This window comes from Chlorogloea sp. CCALA 695 (assembly GCF_003003885.1).
Classification (GTDB): Bacteria; Cyanobacteriota; Cyanobacteriia; order Cyanobacteriales; family Chroococcidiopsidaceae; genus Aliterella.
The window spans coordinates 1-24,308 of the sequence record NZ_PVWN01000030.1 but is presented as its reverse complement, the minus strand read 5'-3'; the positions used below and the strand labels follow the sequence as shown (position 1 = coordinate 24,308).

The 24,308-nt window shown below is 39.6% G+C and carries 20 protein-coding genes; 9 read left to right on the top strand and 11 right to left on the bottom strand.

Going from position 1 to position 24,308, the window contains the following annotated elements:
• Positions 1 to 90: 90 nt before the first annotated feature.
• From C7B70_RS15350 to C7B70_RS27830, 3 genes are all read right to left on the bottom strand, one after another.
• Positions 91 to 1,536, bottom strand: coding sequence for a relaxase/mobilization nuclease domain-containing protein (locus tag C7B70_RS15350; RefSeq protein ID WP_106369896.1), 1,446 nt, complete (start codon positions 1,534 to 1,536; stop codon positions 91 to 93).
• Entirely contained in the window at positions 1,533 to 1,883 is a 351-nt protein-coding gene (locus C7B70_RS15345; RefSeq protein ID WP_106369895.1) for a MobB protein, read from the bottom strand. Before C7B70_RS15345 ends, C7B70_RS15350 begins: the two co-directional genes overlap by 4 nt.
• A 104-nt stretch (positions 1,884 to 1,987) precedes the next feature.
• Complete coding sequence (locus C7B70_RS27830; RefSeq protein ID WP_233220955.1) at positions 1,988 to 2,146, bottom strand: hypothetical protein; 159 nt, start codon at positions 2,144 to 2,146, stop codon at positions 1,988 to 1,990.
• Between the two features lie 32 nt (positions 2,147 to 2,178).
• Between C7B70_RS27830 and C7B70_RS15340 the strand changes: the two genes are divergently transcribed.
• The 8 genes from C7B70_RS15340 to C7B70_RS15305 all read left to right on the top strand — a co-directional run bounded on the left by C7B70_RS15340 (position 2,179) and on the right by C7B70_RS15305 (position 7,180).
• The gene (locus C7B70_RS15340; protein WP_106369894.1) at positions 2,179 to 2,619 is read left to right on the top strand and encodes a hypothetical protein; all 441 of its coding nucleotides are present in this window, start codon (positions 2,179 to 2,181) and stop codon (positions 2,617 to 2,619) included.
• 74 nt (positions 2,620 to 2,693) lie between these two features.
• Positions 2,694 to 3,944, top strand: a complete 1,251-nt coding sequence (locus C7B70_RS15335; protein ID WP_106369893.1) for a ParM/StbA family protein — start codon at positions 2,694 to 2,696, stop codon at positions 3,942 to 3,944.
• The gene (locus C7B70_RS15330) at positions 3,941 to 4,624 is read left to right on the top strand and encodes a hypothetical protein (protein WP_106369892.1); all 684 of its coding nucleotides are present in this window, start codon (positions 3,941 to 3,943) and stop codon (positions 4,622 to 4,624) included. Before C7B70_RS15335 ends, C7B70_RS15330 begins: the two co-directional genes overlap by 4 nt.
• 5 nt (positions 4,625 to 4,629) lie before the next feature.
• On the top strand, positions 4,630 to 5,031 hold the full coding sequence (locus C7B70_RS15325) for a hypothetical protein (RefSeq protein ID WP_106369891.1): 402 nt from the start codon (positions 4,630 to 4,632) through the stop codon (positions 5,029 to 5,031).
• 159 nt (positions 5,032 to 5,190) lie between these two features.
• Entirely contained in the window at positions 5,191 to 5,955 is a 765-nt protein-coding gene (locus C7B70_RS15320; RefSeq protein WP_106369890.1) for a hypothetical protein, read from the top strand.
• Positions 5,956 to 6,064: 109 nt separating this feature from the next.
• The gene (locus C7B70_RS15315) at positions 6,065 to 6,259 is read left to right on the top strand and encodes a DEAD/DEAH box helicase family protein (RefSeq protein ID WP_106369889.1); all 195 of its coding nucleotides are present in this window, start codon (positions 6,065 to 6,067) and stop codon (positions 6,257 to 6,259) included.
• Positions 6,260 to 6,345: 86 nt separating this feature from the next.
• A complete protein-coding gene (locus tag C7B70_RS15310) occupies positions 6,346 to 6,630 on the top strand; it encodes a hypothetical protein (protein WP_106369888.1) in 285 nt (94 codons plus the stop codon).
• 19 nt (positions 6,631 to 6,649) lie between these two features.
• Complete coding sequence (locus tag C7B70_RS15305) at positions 6,650 to 7,180, top strand: hypothetical protein (protein WP_146134068.1); 531 nt, start codon at positions 6,650 to 6,652, stop codon at positions 7,178 to 7,180.
• A 116-nt stretch (positions 7,181 to 7,296) separates the two neighbouring features.
• Here the strand turns inward: C7B70_RS15305 and C7B70_RS15300 are convergent, their stop codons facing one another.
• Positions 7,297 to 11,826, bottom strand: a complete 4,530-nt coding sequence (locus C7B70_RS15300; RefSeq protein WP_106369886.1) for an ATP-binding protein — start codon at positions 11,824 to 11,826, stop codon at positions 7,297 to 7,299.
• A gap of 668 nt (positions 11,827 to 12,494) precedes the next feature.
• On the bottom strand, positions 12,495 to 17,021 hold the full coding sequence (locus C7B70_RS15295; protein ID WP_106369885.1) for a hypothetical protein: 4,527 nt from the start codon (positions 17,019 to 17,021) through the stop codon (positions 12,495 to 12,497).
• A gap of 17 nt (positions 17,022 to 17,038) precedes the next feature.
• Here C7B70_RS15295 and C7B70_RS15290 point away from each other — a divergent pair, with 17 nt between their 5' ends.
• Positions 17,039 to 17,590, top strand: coding sequence for a hypothetical protein (locus tag C7B70_RS15290; RefSeq protein ID WP_106369884.1), 552 nt, complete (start codon positions 17,039 to 17,041; stop codon positions 17,588 to 17,590).
• Between the two features lie 46 nt (positions 17,591 to 17,636).
• Here the strand turns inward: C7B70_RS15290 and C7B70_RS15285 are convergent, their stop codons facing one another.
• The 6 genes from C7B70_RS15285 to C7B70_RS15260 all read right to left on the bottom strand — a co-directional run bounded on the left by C7B70_RS15285 (position 17,637) and on the right by C7B70_RS15260 (position 24,202).
• Positions 17,637 to 18,017, bottom strand: a complete 381-nt coding sequence (locus tag C7B70_RS15285; protein WP_106369883.1) for a hypothetical protein — start codon at positions 18,015 to 18,017, stop codon at positions 17,637 to 17,639.
• Between the two features lie 104 nt (positions 18,018 to 18,121).
• Entirely contained in the window at positions 18,122 to 18,355 is a 234-nt protein-coding gene (locus C7B70_RS15280) for a hypothetical protein (RefSeq protein ID WP_106369882.1), read from the bottom strand.
• 8 nt (positions 18,356 to 18,363) lie between these two features.
• Positions 18,364 to 18,573, bottom strand: coding sequence for a hypothetical protein (locus C7B70_RS15275; RefSeq protein ID WP_106369881.1), 210 nt, complete (start codon positions 18,571 to 18,573; stop codon positions 18,364 to 18,366).
• Positions 18,574 to 18,749: 176 nt separating this feature from the next.
• Complete coding sequence (locus C7B70_RS15270; protein ID WP_106369880.1) at positions 18,750 to 19,016, bottom strand: hypothetical protein; 267 nt, start codon at positions 19,014 to 19,016, stop codon at positions 18,750 to 18,752.
• A 166-nt stretch (positions 19,017 to 19,182) separates the two neighbouring features.
• On the bottom strand, positions 19,183 to 23,544 hold the full coding sequence (locus tag C7B70_RS15265) for a strawberry notch-like NTP hydrolase domain-containing protein (RefSeq protein ID WP_199192291.1): 4,362 nt from the start codon (positions 23,542 to 23,544) through the stop codon (positions 19,183 to 19,185).
• Between the two features lie 175 nt (positions 23,545 to 23,719).
• Complete coding sequence (locus C7B70_RS15260; protein ID WP_106369879.1) at positions 23,720 to 24,202, bottom strand: hypothetical protein; 483 nt, start codon at positions 24,200 to 24,202, stop codon at positions 23,720 to 23,722.
• Positions 24,203 to 24,308: the final 106 nt, after the last annotated feature.

Below are 24,308 nucleotides of genomic sequence, written 5' to 3'. Positions count from 1 at the left end.
CATTATCATTTGTATAAATGAATTAATTGCTATTGTAGCTGTCATTGATCTAAATTTATATTCGGCTAATAATTGTTTTGCAGATTAAAATCACATTTCCGTAACTTTTTCATTTTTAGTTTGTTTATGTCTTAGTTTTTGTTGCGCTAGTGATTTTAAGTGTTCTATTTGCCTAACTTGATTAGTTGTTAGTATATTTAATTGCTCGTTCCATTGATTATTAAAATAGTTTGTCTGCATAACTGGAGTGTTATCTATAATACGAGAAACTTGCAATTTGTTTTGTGTTAGTTCAACCCGCAGTTCTCGACCTTCGATTAGTTTTCTGTTTGCTACTTGCATATAGTTGACAATAATAGAGGATAGCTTTTGGCTTGTTTGTTCAGTTGTTTCAAGCAGGTTTGACGTAACTACTGTTGGCTTAGGGGTTGTTAATGAGGCATCAGAAGGTGGCGATTGCTGTTTCTTTTTGGGCAAAACTTTTAGACTAGAAACTGCTTCAGTAGATAAATTATGAGTAATTTGGCTAGGCAAATTTTCTACCGTTACCTCGGAAGAATTTTCTGTTTTAAAATTCACGCTTGGTTGAATACTTAGCTCAAGTTTTTGAAGGTTGTTTGGGGTGATCGCGCAATCAGAAAAAGATTTATGTTTTGTAGCATCATTACTAATAGCTCTTAAAGCCTTCATTCTCGTTTTTTCTAGAAAGAAGCTATCTTTTTGATAATCGTAAGTTAACCCATATTCAGATTGTAGTTTAGCCCAGCTATAGGGTCTGTACACTTGATAGCCAGCAATTTTAACATTGCCTAATATATAGGTTAACCCAAGCAAATTGTTTGATTCAATTTTTGGTAAAACCATTATCCCTTTGGTTTCCAAGCGCTCAATGAATGTAGAAATGTCAGGGCGATTGACGATTGAGGCTTCTATAGCTTGACGAATAATCTGTTTGCTTGTGAGTTTTTTGCGTGGATTGTGAATGAGCTTGATGTTTTTTTGGTGTTCGGGACTTACTTCCGCGATAATGCCAAACTCTTTTTTTAGCCGAGAGGCGATCGCATGATTAGAGACTGGCGCGATCTCTAATCCCAATTGGTCGGCAATTCGTCTAGTTGATACTTCAGCATTAAAGTAGTCAAAGGAATCGCTTACGGATTTACCGTTATGCTGAACGCGGGAAGTAACTATGTGTATGTGTTCGTGGTCGCGGTCGTAATGGCGAATAGCTACAAATTGGCTCGTGCTGGAAGATAATTCTTGGGTTGGTAAATAGCTTAAGTCTTGAAGAATTTCTTTAGTTACTTGATGATATTGACTGTTGGATAATTTTTCACGGGCAGCTATAGATACAATTATGTGAGCGCATTTTTTCACCACCGACTGATTTAAAGCCGCGATCGCTAGAAATTGCTCGTTTAATACATCTGGAGAGCTTCCTGCCATTCCAGTTCCAATAATTTCTGCTTTCTCTTTATCCAAGACATATTTGAGCGTCTTCAGAAAATCTTGCTTTTTATGAATTACGCAAATCATTTGAGTGCTGTAAGAATAATTGTATCTATTAAACTTAATAAATTTTCTGCTGTTTCTAGTCCTCGCTGATCAGATGCTTCTACTGCTAGGTGTTTATGGCTTAAGACATGATTTTTGAGATTTTCGGCTTGTAAGCGTATAGAGACTAAGTTAGTAGAGGGTTTGGTTACTATTTTTTGTTCTAATCCGCAAGAACGTAAAAAATCACTACTGGTTTTACCAGATTCCTTAGCTCGCTTTTCAATAGCAGCTTTTTCTTTGTCGAGAACATAAACTTGAATACAACGATTTCGTTTATTCTTTTCCACTTCTATCAAAGATTTATTTGGTACTTTTGTGTAGTTCAAAATAATACTTATGTAGTTAAAATTTTGTGAACTTAGCTAAGTATATACGATAATAATATCAAAATAAGGTCATTACCCATTCCTTGCAGAACCTTAAAAAGCGGCTAAAAACGACCAAAAAAGGGTAGTTTTTGAGCAGCTAATAGTAGCCGTAGAGTAGCCGTAGAGTAGCCATAGGGTAGCCATAGAGTAGCCCTAGGAACTACTATAATTATTGATAGGGTAGCCGTAGAGTAGCCATAGGGTAGCCATAGAGTAGCCATTAAAGATCATTGAATTATTTAGGTTAGTAGTTATGCCAGAGAAACCGACAAGAGATAGAGTAAAGTTAACTTTTTGGAGAGAGCGATCAACACTAGAAGGATTAATTTTAATCTACTTAGATTCTCATCATCCATTCGGAACATCCACAAGTGAAGGAGTAATGGATACTCTATTGAAGCACTGGCTACCGATAGTGCTAAAAGAAAATGGTAGAACAAAGGAAGAATATCAAAAAGTGGCAGCGTACTCAGTACAACAGTTATTAGCGCAAGTAGAGTGGATTAAAGCTGAGTGCGGTTTGTCACCTTTATCTTTATCAGAGAGAGAAAGCGATCGCCATGTGTCATCTAAAGTAGGCTCTAGTAAGGAGTTATTTGAGGAAGATGATGAAGATGATAGATGGATAGATGAGCCAGATGATTCTGGAATAGATTTGAGCGATATGGTAATTGATGCAGGATTTAGAAGTTAGATAGAAAATAGGTTGAAGTAATTGAGACTTTAAGGTAAATTAGAATCAAATCTTAAAAATAAATATCTAACAAGATGCCAACGCTCAGTGACAAGACCGATCTGAGAAAGGTTGTTCTTACTATTGATATGGGTGGTAGTAAGAACAAAGCTATGGTACAGGAGTATCCTGAAGGCAAAACTTCTGTCTTACTATTAGATCCAGAAGTTGCAGATATTCCCTCTGCCTCGATTGATACCATTGAAAGTCATGGGGAATTAGAAAGTAGAGTTTGGATTCAGACAGCAGAGGGTTCCTATGCTTTAGGGGAACTTGCAAGGCGGCGATTTGGAGGAATACTACAATTAAAAGAATTAAAGTACGAACTAGCAGTACCAAAAGTATGCGGACTGGTTTGGCTAGCTAAGGAGAAGCTAAATCTACCTAACAACTTTGCCATTTATCTAACAATTTTGTTGCCTTCTGGAGAAGTGCAAGACAAAAAACAGCTAAAACTAAGTTTAGAAAAAGTGTTACGTTCTTTCTTAACACCTTCAGGGAAAATTCGTTTAAAACTACTTTATTGTGATTTTGCCGCAGAGGGGAGCGGAGTCTACTTTTATCATCGGCTATACGGTGGCGATCGCTCATTACCACCTTCGATATATGCCATGTTAGGTTATCGCAACGCCAGTATATTTTCTGTTCGGTCTGGAATTCTTAGTCCCGGAGTAACTAGCACCTTTGGTATGGCTTGGCTAGTAAATAATTTTGTTGCTAAGGTATCGGGATTAAGCGCTGATAATCCAGCGATCGTAGAAGTGATCGTAGAAGCGGGATCTAATTGCGACTCTTTAGTTTTGCAAAAATTATCTAGAAAGCGTAGGATGGCTGATGTGGAAGCAGACGGTGAATTATTTTCAAAAGCACTTACTCTCGCAAGGCAAGAATACGTGCTAGCAATTGCTCGGTGGCTGCGCTCAAATATTGATGAAGATATTGAAGAATTGATATTTTGTGGGGGAACCGTCGATTATATTCATGCAGAGATAGATAATTTTTTTCAAAAGCAAAGTAAAATTAGTATTTTTTGGCATGGAAACATATCTATTCCTGAAGAGATGTTTGCAAGTATAGGCAATCGTCTAGCTGATGTATATGCTCTACACCAGCATATAGTGGTTTTATTGGATGCAAAAATGGGATACGACAGATTAGTGTCAGTATCTACAAAGGCAAATGAGGTTTCTGACGTTAAAGAATTTAGCACTAATACCAGTCAAAAGTTCGATTACACCCCACGTCCACGCCCTAAAAACTTTGTTAATGTCAATGAAAATTTATGAACAGACCCATTTTTTTAAGTTTGTTATTACTTGTCTTTGGTTGTTCAAAAGCTAATCCGCCCGCAGCAATTGAAACAGTAGTACCAGTGTCGCCGTCGCCTCTAGTTAGCGTATCGCCATCGCCATCAACTTCACCTGTATCTCAAGCACTGCCGGAATTACAAGAACAAGAAGTTTTAGGGGAGTTGGATAGTACAAACGATCTACTTGATTCTTTTTATTTTGATGGTAATGGTATCAAAATGAGTTTAAAAGTGGGAGGTAGCCAAGCGTGTTATGTATATATTAGGCGTAGTACGCCGGAGAAGTTAGGCGAAATAGAAATGGAGTCTTTAGTTAGAGAGAGGGCTGGGTTGTGGCGTGGTAGTCAAACGGGTAGACAGCTTGCTCAAGGTGCGGGTAACAAATTAAATATTTATCAAAACAATGAATTATTGACTTCCTACGAAAATCCATCAATTTCTTTAGATCAAGCACAAGCAGTAAAGGACTTGAATGAGAGAAAAAGTGCGTTTTCTTTACTTCTGAGACAGGACTTAAGTATTAGCGAATCGGCAAAGAGAGTGTATACAAATCAGTGTCAAGGACTTAAAGGCTTTTACTACAAAGAGGAATTACCTTCTTTGACTGTAGCGGAACAGGCAGAATTTGAACGCAGTATAAAAAACCTTAAGGATTAAAAGTTATGGAATTAGATAGTAAACAAGTGAACTCTATTATTGCTCGTGCTAAACAAGAAAACCTTACTGAAGAAGAGGTAAAGGTCTACGATAGTTTTATTGCGGAAGCTGGAGTAAAGCTCAATGAAATAACTTTGAATGATGCTGATACGATAGTAAGACATTTCCATAGTTCTGGTGCTACTAATGAATTTATTGCAAATAGTGTTAATCGTTTAGCACAGCTATTACCTGCAAATATTACGGCAAGAATTCTTTCGAGTGATAATGACAGTGATGGAGTTCCTTTATATCGAGAATTAGAGTTAGGTACAAGCCCTACAAAAAACGAAAATATTGTAAATAGAGAGAGCTTGATATCTCCAATTAACAAAATACAATCTAAAAAAAGTGATTTAGAACTATAAAAGGCGCTGATATAAATTTTTTTGCGATCGCGCACAACAAATTTTTTGCGGCGTAATGCAAATGATCTTGGGCTGACAAAATTCAGATAAATATTTTTTCCTAGAATAGCGATCGCAATTCATTTCATTTTGTGAACTACCAAATTATCTATAATCTCCATGAATAATACATCTATTGACCTAGCAATTCATTCTAATCAGAACAACGCAGCTAAATCCAGTTATAGTTCTATCAAATTAAGTTCGTTTTTTAAGGCTAGTTTATCAGTGATTGGTAGGCTGGGAAAAATTCTGTTTTCTAGCTATAAAGTACAAGTGCTGCATCGATTATCACAAAACTTAATTGTGGGGTTGGAGACATCTTCTAGTTGGGGTATCCTATTGCCAGAGACTAATGGGTCGATAGCATTACTCTCTGACGATCTTATTAAAGTATTAGTTTACGAAGAAGATGATGGGCAATTTATTTTAAAAGAGAAACTATGGAAACTAGATGGATTAAGATTTTTTGAATTAAGTATATCAACGAAATTGCGAGTAGGTATTGCTACTATTGTCAGAGCAAAATTATTGTTAGACAAAGAACTAAATACTCTCGTAAGTCATGCTGCAAAAACAAAAGAATTATGCAGTTTAATGAATAACCAATCTGAATATATACTTGTAGCTAACAAGTTTAATTCTCTTTACCAACATGAACTAGAAGTAATCTCACAGTTGAAATTATTACAATCAACGCAAGACAAGTCTATAGAACAACTTTTATTCTCTTTGAAAGTCATTGAATTTGAACAAACTCATTTACATATAAGTTTTAAGCATTATCAAGTGGTATTAGCTGAAGCTATGCAAAAATATCAAGATAGTATTGCTTACATTAACAAAGATGTAAATTTACTTCCAGCAAAAATTATTTGTAACTGATATTGATGTATTAATAATGTCTACACCAGTATTAAGATATTATCAAAAACGATTAAGTAGTTGGGCTGAATCAAATATAAGATAGCTTTGCCTGAAACTCTTGCAATAATTGAAAACTATTGTAAGTTTAATTGCGCCAACCTACTTAGTAGGCGATCTTTACGGGAAGATACGGGCTGGATTTAAGCGAATTTTGATATTTGCGCCTACAGGAGCGGGGAAAACCTTGGTAGGTAGTCAAGTGTTATCTGATGCTCAATCAAAAGGAAGAAAATCTTTATTCCTCTTTTATAGACATTCTTAATCTATTCATATAAAACAACAACAACGAACAGATGAAGTGATAGAGTTGATTGTTAGTAAACCTTTCAACTTATTCATATTATTCAAGTGAAGATTCTTGATTCTTTACAGCAATTGCCAAATGGCACAGAACTAATTCGATGGCATCTATTAGACGATAACTATCAGCTAGTTAAGCCGGTTGAGGGATTTCTGCGATTTAAGCAACGAGGCGGTTCTGCTATAGGAACAATTAAAACTTATGCAGAAAAGCTAAAAGCTTTTTGGAACTTTCTTGAGCTAAAACAACTTGGTTGGCAAGACTTTCAAGTACAGCACATGGCTGAATTCGGCTATTGGGATCTCACTGGTGGGTTGCTGTTAGGTAGTTGATTTAGAAGATGATGTGGATTTGCTGCGTAAACAGAATCGAGAACTGTTAGCTTCTTGGCAGGCTTCCCAGAAGGAGAAGGTAATTAATTTATCCGTACAGAACAGCTTACCTATTCAAAATACATCCACTCAAGTTGAAGTAGCACTGGAGCAGGCTAGTATCAAACTTAGCCCAAAACTTAATAAAGAGATTCGTCAGCACTCACCTGAAGCTGTTCTCAAAGCTATTGATGCTTTTAAACAATACCGCACGGAACATACCATCCAAAAGCCAGATGCTTGCTTGCTGAGGGCAATCCAGGAGCAGTGGGAGCCAAACATAGCCCAGGAACCTACTACATCAGAAGATCGTGAGTTCGACGAATGGTATGCTGAAGCTATTCGCCAAGGCTTTGTACTTGACTTTCCAAAGAATTACCTGGGTAAAGTTATGGGCGCGATTGAGGTTAAGGTTAAGGACTCTAATGCTTCTAGCGGCTACATCAATATGAGGTGGCGGGAAGCCAAGGCAAAGATGGAGAAGTATGGTGAAGTTTCTAGCCTGAGCTAAAACTGATACCGCAGCACCCAAAATATGGATGGTTTACTTCAAAGAGAGTTTCATTTTTTCACATTACTCGCTGTTTAATATCCATTATCAAAAGATGTTTAAATAAGCCTTGCTATTTAGTTTTGCCCAGCTTTAGCGAGAAGTTCTTCTATTCCGTTTATATTTAATTTAAGAAAATGATCTTGTAGCTTAATTACACGCTGAATTAAATTTAAATCATCGGTTTCGTCTGCTTCCCGAAATATCTCATTCAATGCTTTAATTAAAGGTTGTGTACGCCCTAGCGCTTGTGTAGTCAATTTGCCCTCAAGTTTTTCAGCTAATACCTCAGTTACATCTAATGCAGATAACGGGTCACGGCTTGCTTCGTAGCTCAACCATTCAAACAAGTGGTAGATTTCATATCTTTCTGATGACACCGGTAGTGCATCGAGAAACGCTAATGCAAGATCGCTCGAAATGAGGTTCCCAGTATTTTTTTGAGCAAAACACCGTTCAATCTTCCAGATAATTTCCTCCGCTATGCTCTTTTGACGTAGAATGGTCATCAATCCGGAATAGCATATTACTGTATGTTGGTGCTGGTCCAGATTAACAATAAATACTTCGGTAGCACCCTTCCACGCATTAACATTATTGGTTTCTGTTAAGCTATCGAATAGCTGTTGTTGATTGATATAACCTGCCAAGCAAGCTAGTGTAGAAATACAACCCCACGTACTACCAGCATCTTCTATTCCTTCATGTAAGAGACGGTCTAAATATGGAGCAACCAGATTGAAACAATTTTTATATTGGTAGTAGAAACACTGCTCTGCATATTTCCATAGTTGAGATTGCGATTCTTGAAAAACATTGGCTAGTAATTGCCAACCTAAATCAGGTCGCTTGTGTATAAGAAAAGGAAGTTGCCAGAGAATGGAAACCCGTATGCCGATTGCTTGATCTCTAGCAAAATGATGCAGTAGGAAAGGAAGTAGTTCAGGTAGAGATTGATCTTTTTCTAACAATCGATTGCATAAAGTCATCGCACTTTTTGCTGCAACACCACGTGTTGAATTAATAGCAATAAAGTCAATATCTGCTTGATTATTCGCAATTTTGTCGGCACTTGGGTCTTTATCCCAAACTAACCAGAATAGTAAAAGTGATAACCGCTCTGCTGATTCAGGATCATCTAAAATATTACAACAGGCTTCTAAAGCTTGGCTAGCAGTGTGACCATTCTTCCAAATAAGGGAATAGCGCTCTAACAAGCTTAGTAGTTTAGCAGCAAGCATTTCACCATCTGGTAGGGGAGATATTGGTTCCCATTTATATGCAGGCTTAACATTGCTAAACCGATAGCTCAGATGGGTTGCTACACCTTCGATAATAGCTTGTACATAATCTTGATGTAAATCTTCCCCAATGAAGCGATTAAAAAGGAGCAAAAAATGTATAGGGTGTAGGGAGCAAGCGTCACATAAAGCAATTCTAAATTCACTAAATCCACCGACTAGATTTTCTTCAAGTGGGTTCCAGTTTTGATATTTTTCATAATATTGTAATAATCTAAAAAGCCCATCATCGGACAACTTTAAAAGTGCTTCGGGAGACAGAGGAGGCATTACTATTCCCCCTTGGCTATAAATATTTGCTGAGGGACGACTATATCCAAAATAATCTTGCCACTTAGCAATAAAAGCTTGTGTCTCTAAAGATTGATAATTGCAAGGAATCCAGGTAAGGAGGTCATATACACTTTGAAATTCCCAAGCGACAAAATTGCCCTCGTTACTATCTTCTCCAGAACAAAATGATAAAATTAAAGACTGGTTATTTATCCACGTTGACTCTGAAATATGTGGATAAGCTTTCAGAATCAGTTCCCCTAATTCATACTTAAGGCGGCTCCATGAGAGAAGCTCCTTATCTTGAAGTTGGTATTCTATTCCAGGTCCGTTAGCTTGAATATTTTCTTTGTATGCTTGAATTACGAAGTAACGGATAGTTTGTTCCTGCGTAATACGCAGTTTTGGCTCATTTTTCCGCCACCAAGTATCGTTGAAGCTGGCTCGATGCTTTAATCCTTTCTCTAAGCTATCAAGCAATATTGTAAGATTGTCTACGGGATGTATACCCTGGCTGTGCCTCAATACCCACGATATATTGTGCAATCCCACAGCGCTTTCAGCACTCCAATGTTCCAAGCCATTTATTACTAGATTCAACAGATCATCAGATTGGCTTATGCGCTCTACTAAAAAGGTTTCCTGATGGAAGGCATAGAGTCCACAGCATAACTTATCACCTAAACCCCAAGGACGCACATCTTCAGGTAAAACATTTCTAGTAATGTAGCTCCACAGTAGATCGTCTCCAGAATTAGTAGCTTGCACCCATCTACTGAGAACATCGCCAAAGTCCAAGTTAGTGCTAGACTCCTTAATTAGGACTTCTAAGAGCTGTCGTACCCCTTCAGCATCCCATACTCTAAAGTTGGTTAACGCAGAGCAAATTACTCTAATAACATTTGGCTTGCTTGCCCAGTTTGAATCAATTGCCTCTTTCCACAATTTCACCACATCTACAGGGTATTGGTTCATCCAAACTTGCAAGCACTGGATAAACTGAAACAACCAGGTCTCCCGGTCTTGTGCTACTTTTGCCTCTAATAACCAATGCTGTGTGAGGATATTAAACCAGGCATTGCCCTCCACTCGCCATAGTAGCCGTCTGAATAAATCGGGGTACTCCTGAAAAATCCTATGCAGCAACCGCCAGTCTTCCTCTACAGGTACAATCTCGGCAAAGGATTCGCAAATAAGACGTTTGACGTGGTATGCAATCTCATCATGGGACAAAACTCGCCACACCTGTTGCCTGAATATTTTTGGTTGACTAGCGTGTAGAAAGAAGAAAAATGCCCGAACCGCAGGACGGATAAAGGGAAGTTGGGGATGCTTAAGAATAAATTGCTCCAATGTTCTTTTTTGAGCCAAAGTAGCTCGTACAATGAGGCAGTCTGCTAAAGTTTGGTGACTAAATGCCAGAACACCATTGGAGGGTTCCCATAGCACTTCCTGACTAATAAGCTGCCTCACAACATCCTCACCAACCCCAGAAGCTACCTTGGGGTAATATTGGCTTCTCTGCTGTATTAAATGTTCAGCCATGTTTTGCAAGGCAACCAGAGCTTTGTCTCCAAGCTGTGGGTTTTTAGCTACTACTTCCTCAAGAAAGATGTTGTAAAGTTCGTAGGCTGTTGCAGGCTGAGATGTAGTACCAAGCTTTACCAGTTTTTCATAAATCCGTAGATTCTGAGGTAATTGTAACAATGCCTGGAGTTCAGGGCTAATGCTGGAGAGGTTTACTCCCCACTGAAGCAGAAAAGGTTTAACTACACTTTCAAAATCGAGTAGCTGTAAATTAACTGTGTGGTTCCATGAGCGGCTCCTGAGCAAGGGGTCGTACTCCAAGTCAAATTTACGGCAGGCGGCAATAACTGTTACGTTTTCAACCCTTTCCAATCGATCCATTAATCCTAAAAAAACCCTGATAGTGCTGTGCTGACGACTTAGGGATAGAACATCGAGAGAGTCAATCACTACAACAACACGGCGAAAACCTGCTAGGCGAGCGCATTGACCAACAATATCCTTTGGCAAGCCTCTTTCTGACAACTCCTGCTCAGTGTTCACGTTAGCGAACTGGTCGCCTTTAATAAACAACAAACCCCAAAGAGATGATTGCTCGATATTATCTGCTAGGTCTAATAGTAAGCAGGTCTTACCGCTACCAGGGCGGTCAGTGAGGAGAATTGTGCTGCTGCCCTGCTCGATTAGTTTGATAAGGTGGGGCAGCTCAACGCGTGATATTGATGTGCCAGCTATTTGACGTAACCAGTTGCGACCGATGCTTGAGGCTGCGGTGAAAGCTTCCAAAATTTCTGTCTCGTTGAGCTTAGGTGTTGGGCTTAATCCGTGTTCAGCTAGTTTACTTAGTACATCTGTACGAGTAATGACATATCTTGAATCCCTTAGATTAGTTTCGTGGCTACTTAGGTAGCGTTCCAGTATGGGCATAGCAAAATCTGCTCGCGGTACGAGTCGATCTAGATCTGCACTATTCTGGTGGTCCCAATCCTCAAATTCAAAGGTTGGACCAAAGCCAAGTCTCGGCAATAATATGTATGTTTGCTGTTCCGAGCGCTCCAAAATTTTTGAAAGCCGCTTCAAGGATTCAATTTGATTTTTAGGTGCATCCCTCACAAATGCTGAGTAATCAGGAAACTTCTTACAATTCTCGACTAAGGCTTTCAACTCGCCGAAAGGGGAGCGAGAGTAAAACTTAACTTCTGAGTCTTTCGTAGTCTCTAGTTGATCTCGCGCCTTGCATAATTCCTTTTGTAATTCTTTATCTGACAAAGACCAAGAGTCATGCCCAGTCTGATTTTTCTTAGCCTGGATAAAACAGGTATGACCATTCGCGTAGATTACGACTACATCGTCTACAGTCACCGAGTAATCCTGTTGCGGTAGACCTGTTGAATTAACTTGAATACCCTGAATAGCGTTATCTTCCACAAGCTGAATTAGCCAGTGTAGAGCAACGCGGAGTTGGTACTCATCACCTTCACTAGATCTTTTACCTGCAAGACTCATATTCGGATGCTCATTCTTATAGGACTACTTAAGTAAACTAATGTTAACCAGTAAATACTTGAACGTTCGTTTACTAAGTGCTAACTCGAAAATTTGCAGTATTGTATAGCGATTTTTGCTCAATCTTACTTGTTATACGTAGAATGCACATCGTTCATTTGAATGTTGTGTAGTTATAATCCAGTATACAAAATGCTTATAAGAAAAAGCTATAGAAAATCCCTCGTTCATAGGGACATTCTGATATCCCAAACAAGGGAGAAGTTAGAGTCATTTGATGTTAGTTGTGGTTTTATTAAGTCTGGATGGACAGAGGATAAGAACGATCTGGTGCAGTTAGGTTCAATCCAAACAATGGTAAAAAGGCAGTGGTAGAAAAAACGCTCGTTTGCGTATTGCTCTGCTGATGGCGGGGATTGGTTTAAAAACGTAAACACTCCTACAAAACCCCAACCAAGATACTAGCGACTGGAGTAGTTTTAATCTTTTGATTGGGCATTTTATTTCCTCAAATATTCAGTATATTTATATGTTTGAATTGCTAAATTGTTTTATCTTACGGTTTAACTTAATTGCAGCGATTTTTAACTCGGAACTTGCTACTCCCTTACGAGTCACACAAGAGGCTTAACCGTTTATTTTAGTATACACTTATCAAGTTTACTTATTCAAGAAATTTCATTTTTTTCTGCTGCTTTACTTGTAAGTTTAGAATTTTTAACATTAAGATTTTGATAATATTGTTTTTGCTGCTCAGATAGCTTGTTAATATTTGCAGATTGTCCATTTATAGCTTGATAAATAACTTGTCCTGAAGTGTTATTAGCAATAGATAATTGCTTTTCTGCTATGTCATAAATGATAGTATGATTTATGCCTAAAGGAGCCTTTTTTAACAAATTATCGGTTTGATTAGCACTTTTTTTCAGAGATTGCATTGCTGTCTCAATTAGATTCTTTTCCCACTGATCTCGTACTACCTTGGGAGACTGAGAAGTAACACTAGCTGGGGGTGCGGCAGATTGATGGGGGAGAATGCGATCGCCATTACTATCAATATTTGCGGTGGAGGAGGCGGAAGCACTAGCTGAGGTTTGTTTTTCAAGTCGTGAATTGCTTAAACCCTTTTGAGCAATATCTTTTTTGGCTGGAAGGGTTGGAACAAAATCAAGTCGTTTGTCATAATCTACTGTGTTTAATGGCTTACCAAACTTAGCTTCGAGATTTGTTAAAACCTTGGGCGCGATCGTTTCTGTAGCTAAATTATAAACAACCATACCTTTTACAGATTCTCTCGCAGCCTCTTTAGGTGGAGTAATCGTAAACTTTATATTAGAGGTTTTTAACCACTCCTCTATTGCTCCAAATTTGTTTTTATCGGCAGCTATTCCTAAAGTTTTGCTGTCCTTTGACTCAACTAATAGAGTAGGACGCTCTTTAATTTTTGCTCCAATAATCTCATTTATAGATGGAGTTGCGTCAATGGTTTTCTCTACGTTACTTTCCTGTTTCACCCAAACTTCGGGGTATTTTATAGTAGTAGTATCTACTGTTATGGTGGCAGTGGTAAAATTGCTTTCTAGCTTATAAGTTCCTTCTACAAGCTTACCTGGCTGTAGTAAACCTATGCTTTTTAAAGCTTCTTTGTCTTTATTAAAATGCAGTACGCCTAGTAACTTATCATCCAAAAACACTGCATCTTTTCTTTTAGCTTGAGGAATGCTTAAGTTAAGAATTTTGAACTTACTATTACTCAAATCTTTATTCGCAAACTCGTAATGATTTACTTTGTTTATTTTTAATAAATTTCCCCTGGGTGATTCACCAATAATAAAAGCTCCTTGTTCACTACTAACATTAAAAGATTTTAGCTTGAGTTTTAAAAAATTACCTTCCTCCAGATAATCCTTTCCTTTTAGCTGGCGGGCAGAATCTGGATCTAATTCTCCTAATATTTTGCCGTCCAACTTGACTTTGACATTGCCATCGGGGACTAAAGAACTACCAATAGTTAATTTGGCTTCCTGCCCTTGGAATGCTTGACCTGAGTAATCAAATTTACCAATTTCTCGAATAGTAAATTCTACGGGTGGTCTACCCTCAGTCGCTACGGTGGCAGTAATTGTCGCTGAACTATCGGAGGCTACAACAGCTAAACCAGTAGTATTTAACGGTAGCAAGGAAGCTCGATTTTCTATAGCTGCCATCCCTTGATACCCAGAACTAGGATCAGTGATAGTTATGGCTCTAGAGAACTTAGGATCGCCCGTTTTGACTATTTCAATGGGATATTTTTGTTCGTTTGACCATTGATTTCCAGATAAAGGCGAATCCCCTTGATTAATTCCAGACACAACAAACCTATCAAGCTGCAAAGTATCAAGGCGGGATGCTATTTCATGGCTAAAGGCTACGAATACAAAGCTCGATACCTTTTTTGAGTCATTTGGTGTTACGTCTTCGTTTTCACGGGTGGTCGAAATACTCCAAGCGGCAGCAGCGGCAGAAAGGCGCTTCGCTTCAGGAATAGATTCATAAAAATTAGTTGCAATTTCTTTAGCTTGGGTAAAGAGTAAGTCTACCTGTCCACTTTGAATTTCTGGGACTATTTCTGCGACTTCTCCCTTCGTCACCATTCCCGCTTTCAACTGATGGGTTATTACGTCCTGCCTAGCAACGGTTCCAAGTTCTCGGTACTTGGGTTTGCCTTGCTCCATCTCTGAATCAATTTGCGCCACTGCTAGGATTCTAGGGGAGTGGTCAGGGGCTTCTTGCAATTTAAGATCAATATTTTTGCCTCTGAGTGCCAGGGGATGACCGTATTTAGCAATATTTGTAATTTCCAAACTTTTGCCTGTCTCGGTAACGACTTTTAAGGATGGACCTGGATCAGTTTTTAATCGGTTATTTAATTCGATTGCTTGTATAGTTTTTTGGTCGTACTCGTGTTTGACGACAATAGCTGCATTCTTCTCTTGGGCGCTAAAGTCCACTTCCTTAAACAGGTTAGCAAACTGGACAGCCATTCTTGATTCCAGTTGCGAACCCTCAAAATACTTGTTGGTTTGAGAAATTAGCAGTTCTACGGGAGAATTACCCGTAGGGTTAATCGGTTGCTCTAGGTAAGCTTGGGCATCTTTTTTATCTTTGATGTAGTTAACTTTTCGGTACAAGTAGCGGCGGTTTTCATTAACTAAATCCATGTCAGGAGCTTTGGAGCTTTTCATCATATCTACTGCTATTTGGTTTTGAAAACAACCCTCCTCAATTAAATTGCGGTAAATATTACGATTAACAGCCATCGCTTTAAGAGTATTTTCAGGATTGTTAGTCTTTGCTAACTTAACAAATTCCGCCATTTGCGTTTTGTATTCCGGTCGTATAGGCTGGGGGTCAGCTTCTTTTCTTTCTAAGTAAAATAATTTTTGATAATGTTCGGCAACTTGTCCTACATACGAACTTTGTTGTTCGGGAGTCCCATAGGTTTTTAATACTTCAATTTCTGATTCTAGAGCTTCTAGGGCTGTAACTTGGTTGTTGATGGTTCCTACGTTGCCCCCAGTCATGTATAAGGCGATTTCCTCAAAGTCTTTTTGAGTACCGTCTTTCTCGCAGAAGGATTGCTTTTGCTGTTTTACGGTTGGGTTGTAGGCATTTTCTTTTTGGTTACGATACTCTGCTTCACGGGTAAGGTTGGGATACTCGGAAGCTAATTCAACTCCAATGCAATCGCCGTCAAAGTCACGAGCTTGGCGTTCCGATTCAGTTTCATTAGGGATTGCTTCTAAGGAAATACCTTTACCTAATAAGCGATCGCGCATTCGTTCGTAATCTTCATCATTGACGACGATTACACCTTCTAGCTTTTGACCATCAGGACCTTTGCAGTCCTCAACAATTTTATTAGTTGATACGCATAGCCCATTGGAGTTTAAGAAGGGCGAACGAAAGTTCAAAACTTCCTCATCTGGGCCTAGCCAAGGAACGCAAATTTCTCCGTTGACTAAATCTTTTGACGGAATAATCATGCCCCGGTCAAAAGTCAAGCTGCGTCCGGTTGCTATCTCTTTCCACTGTTTTTGAACAAAACGGCTAAGTTCTTGTTTTACCTTTTCGGTTTCTAATAGCTGATAATGACCCGATTCAACATCTGCTTTGATTATTTTGTACATTCCCGAAATTTCTGCTTCGGTACTCCTGTCTTCCTCACCTTCTTTTAAACTTTCTATATCAATATTTTCTTCATTTTTGCGCTCTGCAATATCTGCAATTCGCTTTTCATAGCTTTTGCAGTATAGTTGAGCAACGAGCCTTGGATCGTCTAAGGATTCTGCTAATTCTTTGGCTTGGGCTTCAACAATTTCTATAAAGTCTTTTAAGCCCTGGGGGAAAGAAGCAAGAAGCTGAGAAACCGCAGTTTTACCCTGTTGAGATTGAGATTTTTCGCCAATCCAAATAGTTTGATTGTACAAACCCGGTTGGATTTGAGGTTTAGTAGCCCCTTTGGGGTTGTCTTTATCAGTGCCTTTAAAACTACTGAGGGGAATGATTAGGTCGATTTGAGGTTTATCGGCGTTGGTGTAATTTAGTTCTCCTAATTCATGAGGTCTAAGAGTACCTTTACCAAAACGGAATGTTGAGTCTTGCCCATCCCCCTCTCGCCAGCCAAAACGGTGTTGAACTACAGCGTAAGCTTTCTCTGAGCCAAGTTCGCGTTCCGTTAGTAAGTCATACAATTTTGAATCTATTTGCCCGTAGCAGTCACCTGTTAGTCTCTTAGCTTGATCTGTATCAACAATGCCGCCGTTATCTCCAGTTTTATCATCTACAATCAGAATGTTTAGCTTTTCGTTGATGGCATTGTTGCAACTACCTAAAAAAATAGATCCATAGGCTCCTCGGTCTTTGCGGTCAGGACAAAGCTTATCTATTACTTCTTGACATTCTTCGCTACCATATACTAGGCGATCGCCAGAAGCTAAAAGTAGTTTATGTCCGTCTGGGTGATTTTTGAGGTCATCTGGTTTACTGTACTGGTCTATTTGTCCAAAAGAAAATTGTTTGTCTGGTAGAAAAAATTCTAGGAGGGTGTTGTCTAGTTCCTCCTTAATTAATGACTCAGAATTTGCCGTGTTATTATCAGAGTGGAGCCACTGGTTTAATCTGGTGTCAAAATGTTTAAATGTTAGTGTCATAGCAAGCAATTAGTTATATGGAAGAGTCAGTTACTAAAGAACTAGGCACAAGAGCTAAACGCTGGATTAATAGTAAGAAATCTATGTGTCTTCCTTCTGGCAAACTCCGACCAGAACTTAGACAAAGTAAGTTAGACCTGGGTTGGACTGAAGCTGATATTGATGATTGGGAAACTAGATTTACGAGTAAATTTGAAGAACTCAAAAGACTGGATGAGACTAACCCCGAACCTTGGATAAATTATACAGCATACGACTTCTTCACGGAAGAAGAAAAAAAATATTTTAATCCAGATGGGACGCTCAAGGATAATAATTTTCTAGATGCACCAGGTAGTTTTGATTATTGGATGAGGCAAAGCCGTCGCAAAATGATTGAAGTTGATAATTACAATAGTGTTTCAGAGCGAGATGCGGCAGAGGGCATAAATCATGGACAATGGTTAATGGATAGTCGTGCTAGTAGGGCGCGTAATTATGCCAAAAATCTCAAACAACAGAAGCAGGATAGGCGGAACAACGAGGAAGTCTCATCGCTGCCCTTTGATGCCGAGCTTGGTTATTTCTAGAAAAAAATAGCCTGCCGTAGAATATTCTACACCAGGCTATTAGGCGTTATGTACCGAACTGATAATATTGAACCCAGTCTGGGTAATCCACTTCTCTGGAGAGAAAACTTTCTAAATTATTGAGAATGATCGAGGCTTGTAGTTCGGGAAAATAGCCCGAATTTATGGACAGCATAGGAACGACCTCGGCTGGGAACGGGCTAGTTCTGTGGATAGTTTGAATGCTTTTGATTGCTTCGGCAACTAACTTTTCTGGAATGTCGTCGCCTTGCCAGTCAAACTTTACTGCAACTAAATTATCTGGATAGGCAAGATCATCTCCGACTGGTATCTTAATCTTTTCAGTAGAGATTTTTGTAGCGCCTGCATCAGTTAGTGCTACGGTAACAGAGTTTATAAGATCAGACTTGTTTGGAATGTAGAGCATGGTTTTTCTGCATTAATTTTCACTTCAATTACTGCGTAGCAAGTTTTACTCGCTTGTTGGTAAAAAATGGTTGGAGAACGTCGATTAAAAAAAATAGTTGATTTTTAACGGTTACGACCAATTATCGGAGCTATTCGACAAATAATCCGAGCGAGTTTTTGTCTTTTTTCTAGGTTACTTTCTTCGTGCAAAGCTTCCCTAATCTTTCCTTCGTGACCATCTGTAACTGCTAGGATTAGTTCATGAGATCCTCCGTGCGGCAAAAGCTGACCATCAATGAAGCCAACTTCCCAATTATCGTTGGCATTACCGAGCAGGCATGGTACAGAATTAGTCATTTTTAAATTTAGCGATCGCCCTTTTCTAATTTTTCAATAGCCGCGCGGACAACAGCCATAGTTTCTTCCGCATTTCTTGTAGGATTAAGAAACGCAATATTTGGTCGCTTTTTCATTTCAGTAACAAGTTCTTGTGGTGGTTTTCCCTGGCGAGTTGCTTCTTTAAATTTTTCAACCAACTCGTCTGTACTTAGTTTTTCAATGTTATTGATGTTCATCAGACAAAATCTCCTTCTTCATTCATCGAACAACTTGGCAAAAATGGCAAGAACAAATATTTGCCCAAGCATCCCGTTCTCTCCTGATAGGTGATACTTTAACCTTAATCGGAAATCAAGGTTAAAGTATCGCGGTAAATATTACAACGTAACCTATTACAACAGCAAGGCACAAATCAGACAGTTTTTGCAGCAGGTACAAAGTAAATCATTAATTCGCCAGACTGGTCTTTGTGCCATTTTTCAAACTTGGCTCCAGCCATCACCATTACCGCTTGAATTTTGTCTATTTCAATTGAGTTACTTGCTGAAATACCAACGAAATAACCAGGTTGATTTCGATCAACTTCATTGTTAGAAACGATGCAGACTTCGGCTGTAGGGCAACTAGCACCGTTTCTCAAAATTGTTTCAAGTTTCTTTGCTGATTGTTCGACAGACATAATTATTTCTCCACTATTATCTAATTAATCACGTTAACTTTTGTGTAGCAACAAGAGGAAGGTCGCCGCGCAATCCTCTTGTTGCAAGGAAGGTGTTATTTACTCCATTGCATTCCCAGTGTTTTAATGAATTGTAAGAATGTTTTGCAATCGCTTACTAATTTTTCTAGTGAATTGCACGAATCTTCTTGATAACTTCTAAGGCAACTTCAGCTTTAGTTGGAATAAAAGCCCTTGCCTTCCACTGAATGATTTCGCCAAAAGCTCCTAAAGACTTAAGGAAGTCAAGTTCGCTTTTTCCTTGAAAACCAATTATTTCAATTCTATGTTCCCCCGCAACTAGACTGTTAACTAAAGTTAGATTCTCTGTTAAATTAACCTTTTGCTTATGTTCGATGAGTGACTGATAAATCTCCCGATCACTCATCGAACACTTGATTCCAAATTGAGAGGCAAGTTTGGACATACTAGCGGTATTGAGAACCCGTCCAAGTAATTGCTCACCATCATCGGTTTGTAGTCGATACACCCGCATCAGAGTAGTGTCTAGCTTCTTCCAAATTGGCAATAGTAACCCCGTTACCAAATAGAAATTGCTGTAGGTAAACTCTGGAAGATCCTGAAGCTCCTGATTCCAAGCTGAAGTAAATTTATCCATTGATAAATTTCTCCATGTTGAATCATGGAAATCCTGCATTGTTAACTTGCTATTTCCTAGGGGTCGTAATAAGTTAACGCGAGATATATTCTCGCCATCATCTCCAATCAAGGTGCTGGTAGCGGTAACTACTGCAACACCGCCAGATTTTTCGTTGATGCACAATTGCCCATTATAAAGCCTAGCTTTTTCGATGGCAGTATTGACTAAGGTAATCTTAGTTCTCTGTTTCTGCTCAATTTTGACGGCGTGACTTAAAGCTTCAGTGCGAGGATGCTGATAAATAACAGTACGCTCCAGAACGCGAAAGCCCTCTGAACGCAATGTTTCAACGCCAACCTCATAGACTCCAGCACTAATCGCTTGCTCAATTCTAGACTCGATTCGCACTTCCAATTCCTCAAAGAGGCGCTTTTGGTCGGCAATGGGCATTGCCAGACAGCGATTGAGAAACTGGGTAATTGGGGGTAAATCTTCCTTAAGAGTGCCTTCCTCCGTTACTAGCTTTAAACCTGTTACAGCCAGAAATTTTCCTAAACTAAAGCCCTCAATTTGACCGCGATAGATAGCAGCATATAATTGGCGCAAGGAAGCCTTCGCATAATCGCTTTCTAGGTTATCTTCCTCTTTAAATAACCCTTGACCTCCAGTTTGCCTTTGACCTTTAGTTAAAGCTCCAAGAGAATCCAACCGCCGAGAAATGGTGCTAGTGAACCGTTTTTCGCCCTTAACATCGGTGGAGACAACCACAAATACCGGAGGTTGCTTTTGGTTGCTGCGATTAGTACGTCCTAAGCCTTGGACAGCTTCGTCGGCTCTCCAACCAGATTCCAACAAGTAATGTTTTCTCAATCTTTGATTTTTGGCACTCTTATCAGCGTGATAAGAGCGTCCCGTACCGCCAGCTTGGGAGAAAATTAGAATCTGCTTTTGGTCGTTTTGGAAGGCTTGCGCTTCAGCTAAATTTGCATTAGTGCTACGCTTTTGAACTACAAGCTTGTCGCTATTACTTGTAATTTCCCTGACGATCCGCTTGCTTCGCCCAGTACATTCTGCTACTTGTTCGTAACCAAAGTGCTGCACAATTTGGTCTAAAGCCGATGGAATTGGCGGCAATAAAGCTAAAGACTCAATCAATTCGTCTCTTTGCGCGATCGCTTCAACGCAGAAGACTGGATTGCCATCAATGTCTTTAGCTGGCTCGGAATGCTCTACACCTTCTCCGTCTGTCCAAACTCGATGCAGCAATACCGGAAAAGCTTTCATCAGGTAGTCAAACAGGTACTCCCTAGGCGTAACATCCACTTGGATATCGTTGTGCTGCGAAGCTGGAATTTCTGCTAGTCTTCGGTCTAATAGCGCCTCGTCAGTAGAGACAAGCTGAATAACGATAGCGTGACCAGCTTCCAAATCCTTTTCAACGGACTTAATCAGAGTTGGGCATTTCATTGAAATTAGCAGGTGGTTAAAGAATCGTTGCTTAGTAGACTCGAAGGCAGAATAAGCGGCTGACTTGGCGTTAGAATTTCGAGTTTTACCGACAGGGGAAACAATATTAGTGGCTTCCATTGCTGCCTCAATATTGGCGTGAATAATTTGATAAGCCTCAGCGTAACGGTCATAAATATCAACTTGCGCCTCAGACAGTTGGTGTTCCAGCACTTCATACTCGACTCCATCATAAGAGAGGCTCCGGGCAGTATATAGTCCCAAAGCTTTAAGGTCACGAGCAACAACTTCAAGAGCGGCAACTCCACCAGTTGCCACGCTGCTAATAAAGTCTTCGCGGTTCTTAAATGAAGTGTCTCCCCCTCCCCATAAACCTAACCTGTCTAAATAACCCAAGTTGGCAAGAGCCGTAGCACCAGTTGCGCTCAAGTAAAGCACTCGTGCTTGGGGCAAAGCTCTTTGGAGGCGCAAGCCAGAGATACCTTGCATTGAGGCTTTCGTATCACCGCGACCGCCTTTTTCAGTAAGGGCGTTAGCCATTGCGTGGGATTCGTCAAAGATAACTAATCCGTCAAAGTTATTACCCAACCAATTTACAAGCTGCTCGACTCGTGAAATCTTACTTTGCTTTGCTTCGGTTCGGAGAGTTGCATAGGTACTGAAAATAATCCCTTGAGTTAAATTTATTGCTTCACCCTGATTAAACTTAGACAAAGGAATAAGATCGTGTTCGCTGCCGCCTAAAGCACACCAGTCACGCCGAGCATCTTCTAAAAGCTTGCTGGATTTAGAAAACCAAACAGCTTTCTTTTCCCCGCGCAGCCATTGGTCGAGTAAAATACCGCAGCATTGTCGCCCTTTACCAACTCCTGTACCATCGCCAATAAAGTACCCCTGGCGAAATTGAACAGCCCCAGGTTCCCCCTCCGCAGAGCGTTCTACTCGATCCAAAGACTCGTCAACTTTGTACCAAGAAGAAAGGAATTGCTCGTGAGCGTTACCCGCGTAGATAATAGATTCTAGTTGAGCATCAGAAAGGATACCTTCGGTGATTAGTCTTTGCGGTAACTTTGGTCGATAGGTAGGTTTTGGAGGAGCTACCGAAGCCATTGCCGCCGATTGCACCAGGGGCGTAATATGAGAACTTGCGCCCAGAACACGGATGGTTTGTGGCTCGTAGGCTTCGTAAATCCCTGAACTTAATGATAAAGTGTTTCTATCCCAATCAACTACTTCGTACTCCAGGTCAATAATTTCTCCAGAATTTGCGGGAATTAGTTCTGGCGCAACAACTGCTGTGGTTTTAGCAAAAGTTAGCTGTACGGCTCGGTCTAGCGTATTCGGCGTTGCTGATATTACCTTAGCTGGTGCTAAAATTTGTTTTGCAACTTTTACACTTCTAGGTGGTAGCTTGGAAATTTCCTCTAATAATTGAGGCAATTCTAAGCATTCGTCAATGATTATTTGTCTACCATTATTAGGAATCCGGTCGATTACCGTAATCCTAGTTTCAATCCCAACACCATGTTTATGCCAAGCTGATCCTTCAATCCCGCACGAAAATTCTACCGTGCCGTACTTTTCTAAGTGATTTGTGAATAAATCCTGCCAATGATGATTGGTTGGGCTAAACCAATTAGCAGTAATTGCCACTAATCGACCACCAGGACACAATCGCATTAAAGCTGATTTAACGTGCTTTAGAGTTGCAAAAGGATTGCGGCGATCGCTGTTAGGGGAAGCGCTAAAAGGCGGATTCATTATTACAACTGACGGCGATAAATTGCGCTCTAGGAGATCGTTAATTTGCTCGGCATTGTGTTTGCTAGCTTTAATGCCTGGAAATAGTTCAACCAATAATTCTCGGCGGACTTGGTGGAGTTCGTTGAGAATAAGTTTTGCTCCAGCAAGTTCTGCCCAAACTGCTAATAATCCTGTTCCAGCACTAGGTTCTAAAACTACATCTTCTGCTCTAATTTGGGCTGCTCTAGCGACACAATAAGCTAAAGAGATTGGTGTACTAAATTGTTGAAGCGATATTTGGTCAAGCGATCGCTTTGTTTGCGTTGGTAATAAAGCCTGAATACCCAATAAATGCTGTAATACAAACTTTGGTGACTCCTGTAAGAAATTCCGTGCATACTGGCGCAAATAAATTATTAAGCCAACTTCCATCGCTTCGTAGGCTTCTTTCCATTGCCAATTGCCTTCAGCATCCGTACCGCCAAAGGCAGCAGTCATTATTTGTGAAAGTTTTTGAGGACTAATTTGTTGCCCTTGGACAATCAATTGGGAAATCGCTAATCCAACACTAGTTATTAATTTGGCTTTCGGCAGGACTGGATCGAGTTTTAGGATAAGCTGTTTTGTATTATTAGAAATAGTACGACTGGGGACATCGAATAAATTTAATTGCAGCATTGTTCGGTAATAAATTTCACTTTTGTGATGCGTAGCATCATGAAAAAAACAACCCTGCAAGTAGCTTGCAGTTTTAGCACAATTATTTTTGGGGTGGCTTAAATTTGTTTTTCTTCCCCGCCATTAGGACGAGTTACTCAGCAAATGATACTTTGAGTTTGCTATTAAGGCTTAGTTATAGTTCAACAACAGTAGCGCCCTTAATTATCAAACGTAGTGCAGCGGTGGTTTCTTCAGTAGTACAGGTTTTGCTGATTAATGCGATCGCACTAAAATCAATCCCAATAGCCGACAAAAGTAGTTTTAATCTTTTTAACTTGTCACTTTTGTCTGCGATCGCATCTGGATTAACCGTAACATCAATGCCAATTGTCCAACCGCGAAAAGTAAACAGTTGGTCAACTCCATAAACGTAATCCAGAATTACTGAAGCTGGGACATCCTGCCAGTCGATTATGAATTTCTTACCCCATTGTTTGCCGTACTCAGATAGCAAGTAGGGCATAGCATAACTAATTCGTTCTTGCCCGATAGATGAAGATTGAGCAATTTTAATTAATTGTAAAGAATCAAGTTTAACTTTTGGTAATTTGGCAGCTTTCAACTGCTTATCGAAAATTTGTTCGCCAGCATAACCGCAGATATTTGGTGCTAACATAGTGTTTGGTTTGATAGTGTGATCGCGTTGACTTTCAATTAGTCAACGCAATTGCTTTTTCGCCCCAAGCATTGCGCTAGCAAGAATTAAAAAAATAGGTATAAGT

What these genes read in the sequence shown, in the direction of transcription:
- C7B70_RS15275 (WP_106369881.1), bottom strand. Translation starts at nt 18,573, where the DNA reads ATGAACATCAATAACATTGAAAAACTAAGTACAGACGAGTTGGTTGAA.
- C7B70_RS27830 (WP_233220955.1), bottom strand. Translation starts at nt 2,146, where the DNA reads ATGGCTACTCTATGGCTACCCTATGGCTACTCTACGGCTACCCTATCA.
- C7B70_RS15290 (WP_106369884.1), top strand. Translation starts at nt 17,039, where the DNA reads ATGGAAGAGTCAGTTACTAAAGAACTAGGCACAAGAGCTAAACGCTGG.
- C7B70_RS15260 (WP_106369879.1), bottom strand. Translation starts at nt 24,202, where the DNA reads ATGTTAGCACCAAATATCTGCGGTTATGCTGGCGAACAAATTTTCGAT.
- C7B70_RS15330 (WP_106369892.1), top strand. Translation starts at nt 3,941, where the DNA reads ATGAACAGACCCATTTTTTTAAGTTTGTTATTACTTGTCTTTGGTTGT.
- C7B70_RS15280 (WP_106369882.1), bottom strand. Translation starts at nt 18,355, where the DNA reads ATGACTAATTCTGTACCATGCCTGCTCGGTAATGCCAACGATAATTGG.
- C7B70_RS15270 (WP_106369880.1), bottom strand. Translation starts at nt 19,016, where the DNA reads ATGTCTGTCGAACAATCAGCAAAGAAACTTGAAACAATTTTGAGAAAC.
- C7B70_RS15350 (WP_106369896.1), bottom strand. Translation starts at nt 1,536, where the DNA reads ATGATTTGCGTAATTCATAAAAAGCAAGATTTTCTGAAGACGCTCAAA.
- C7B70_RS15300 (WP_106369886.1), bottom strand. Translation starts at nt 11,826, where the DNA reads ATGAGTCTTGCAGGTAAAAGATCTAGTGAAGGTGATGAGTACCAACTC.
- C7B70_RS15325 (WP_106369891.1), top strand. Translation starts at nt 4,630, where the DNA reads ATGGAATTAGATAGTAAACAAGTGAACTCTATTATTGCTCGTGCTAAA.
- C7B70_RS15335 (WP_106369893.1), top strand. Translation starts at nt 2,694, where the DNA reads ATGCCAACGCTCAGTGACAAGACCGATCTGAGAAAGGTTGTTCTTACT.
- C7B70_RS15320 (WP_106369890.1), top strand. Translation starts at nt 5,191, where the DNA reads ATGAATAATACATCTATTGACCTAGCAATTCATTCTAATCAGAACAAC.
- C7B70_RS15265 (WP_199192291.1), bottom strand. Translation starts at nt 23,544, where the DNA reads ATGCTGCAATTAAATTTATTCGATGTCCCCAGTCGTACTATTTCTAAT.
- C7B70_RS15340 (WP_106369894.1), top strand. Translation starts at nt 2,179, where the DNA reads ATGCCAGAGAAACCGACAAGAGATAGAGTAAAGTTAACTTTTTGGAGA.
- C7B70_RS15285 (WP_106369883.1), bottom strand. Translation starts at nt 18,017, where the DNA reads ATGCTCTACATTCCAAACAAGTCTGATCTTATAAACTCTGTTACCGTA.
- C7B70_RS15295 (WP_106369885.1), bottom strand. Translation starts at nt 17,021, where the DNA reads ATGACACTAACATTTAAACATTTTGACACCAGATTAAACCAGTGGCTC.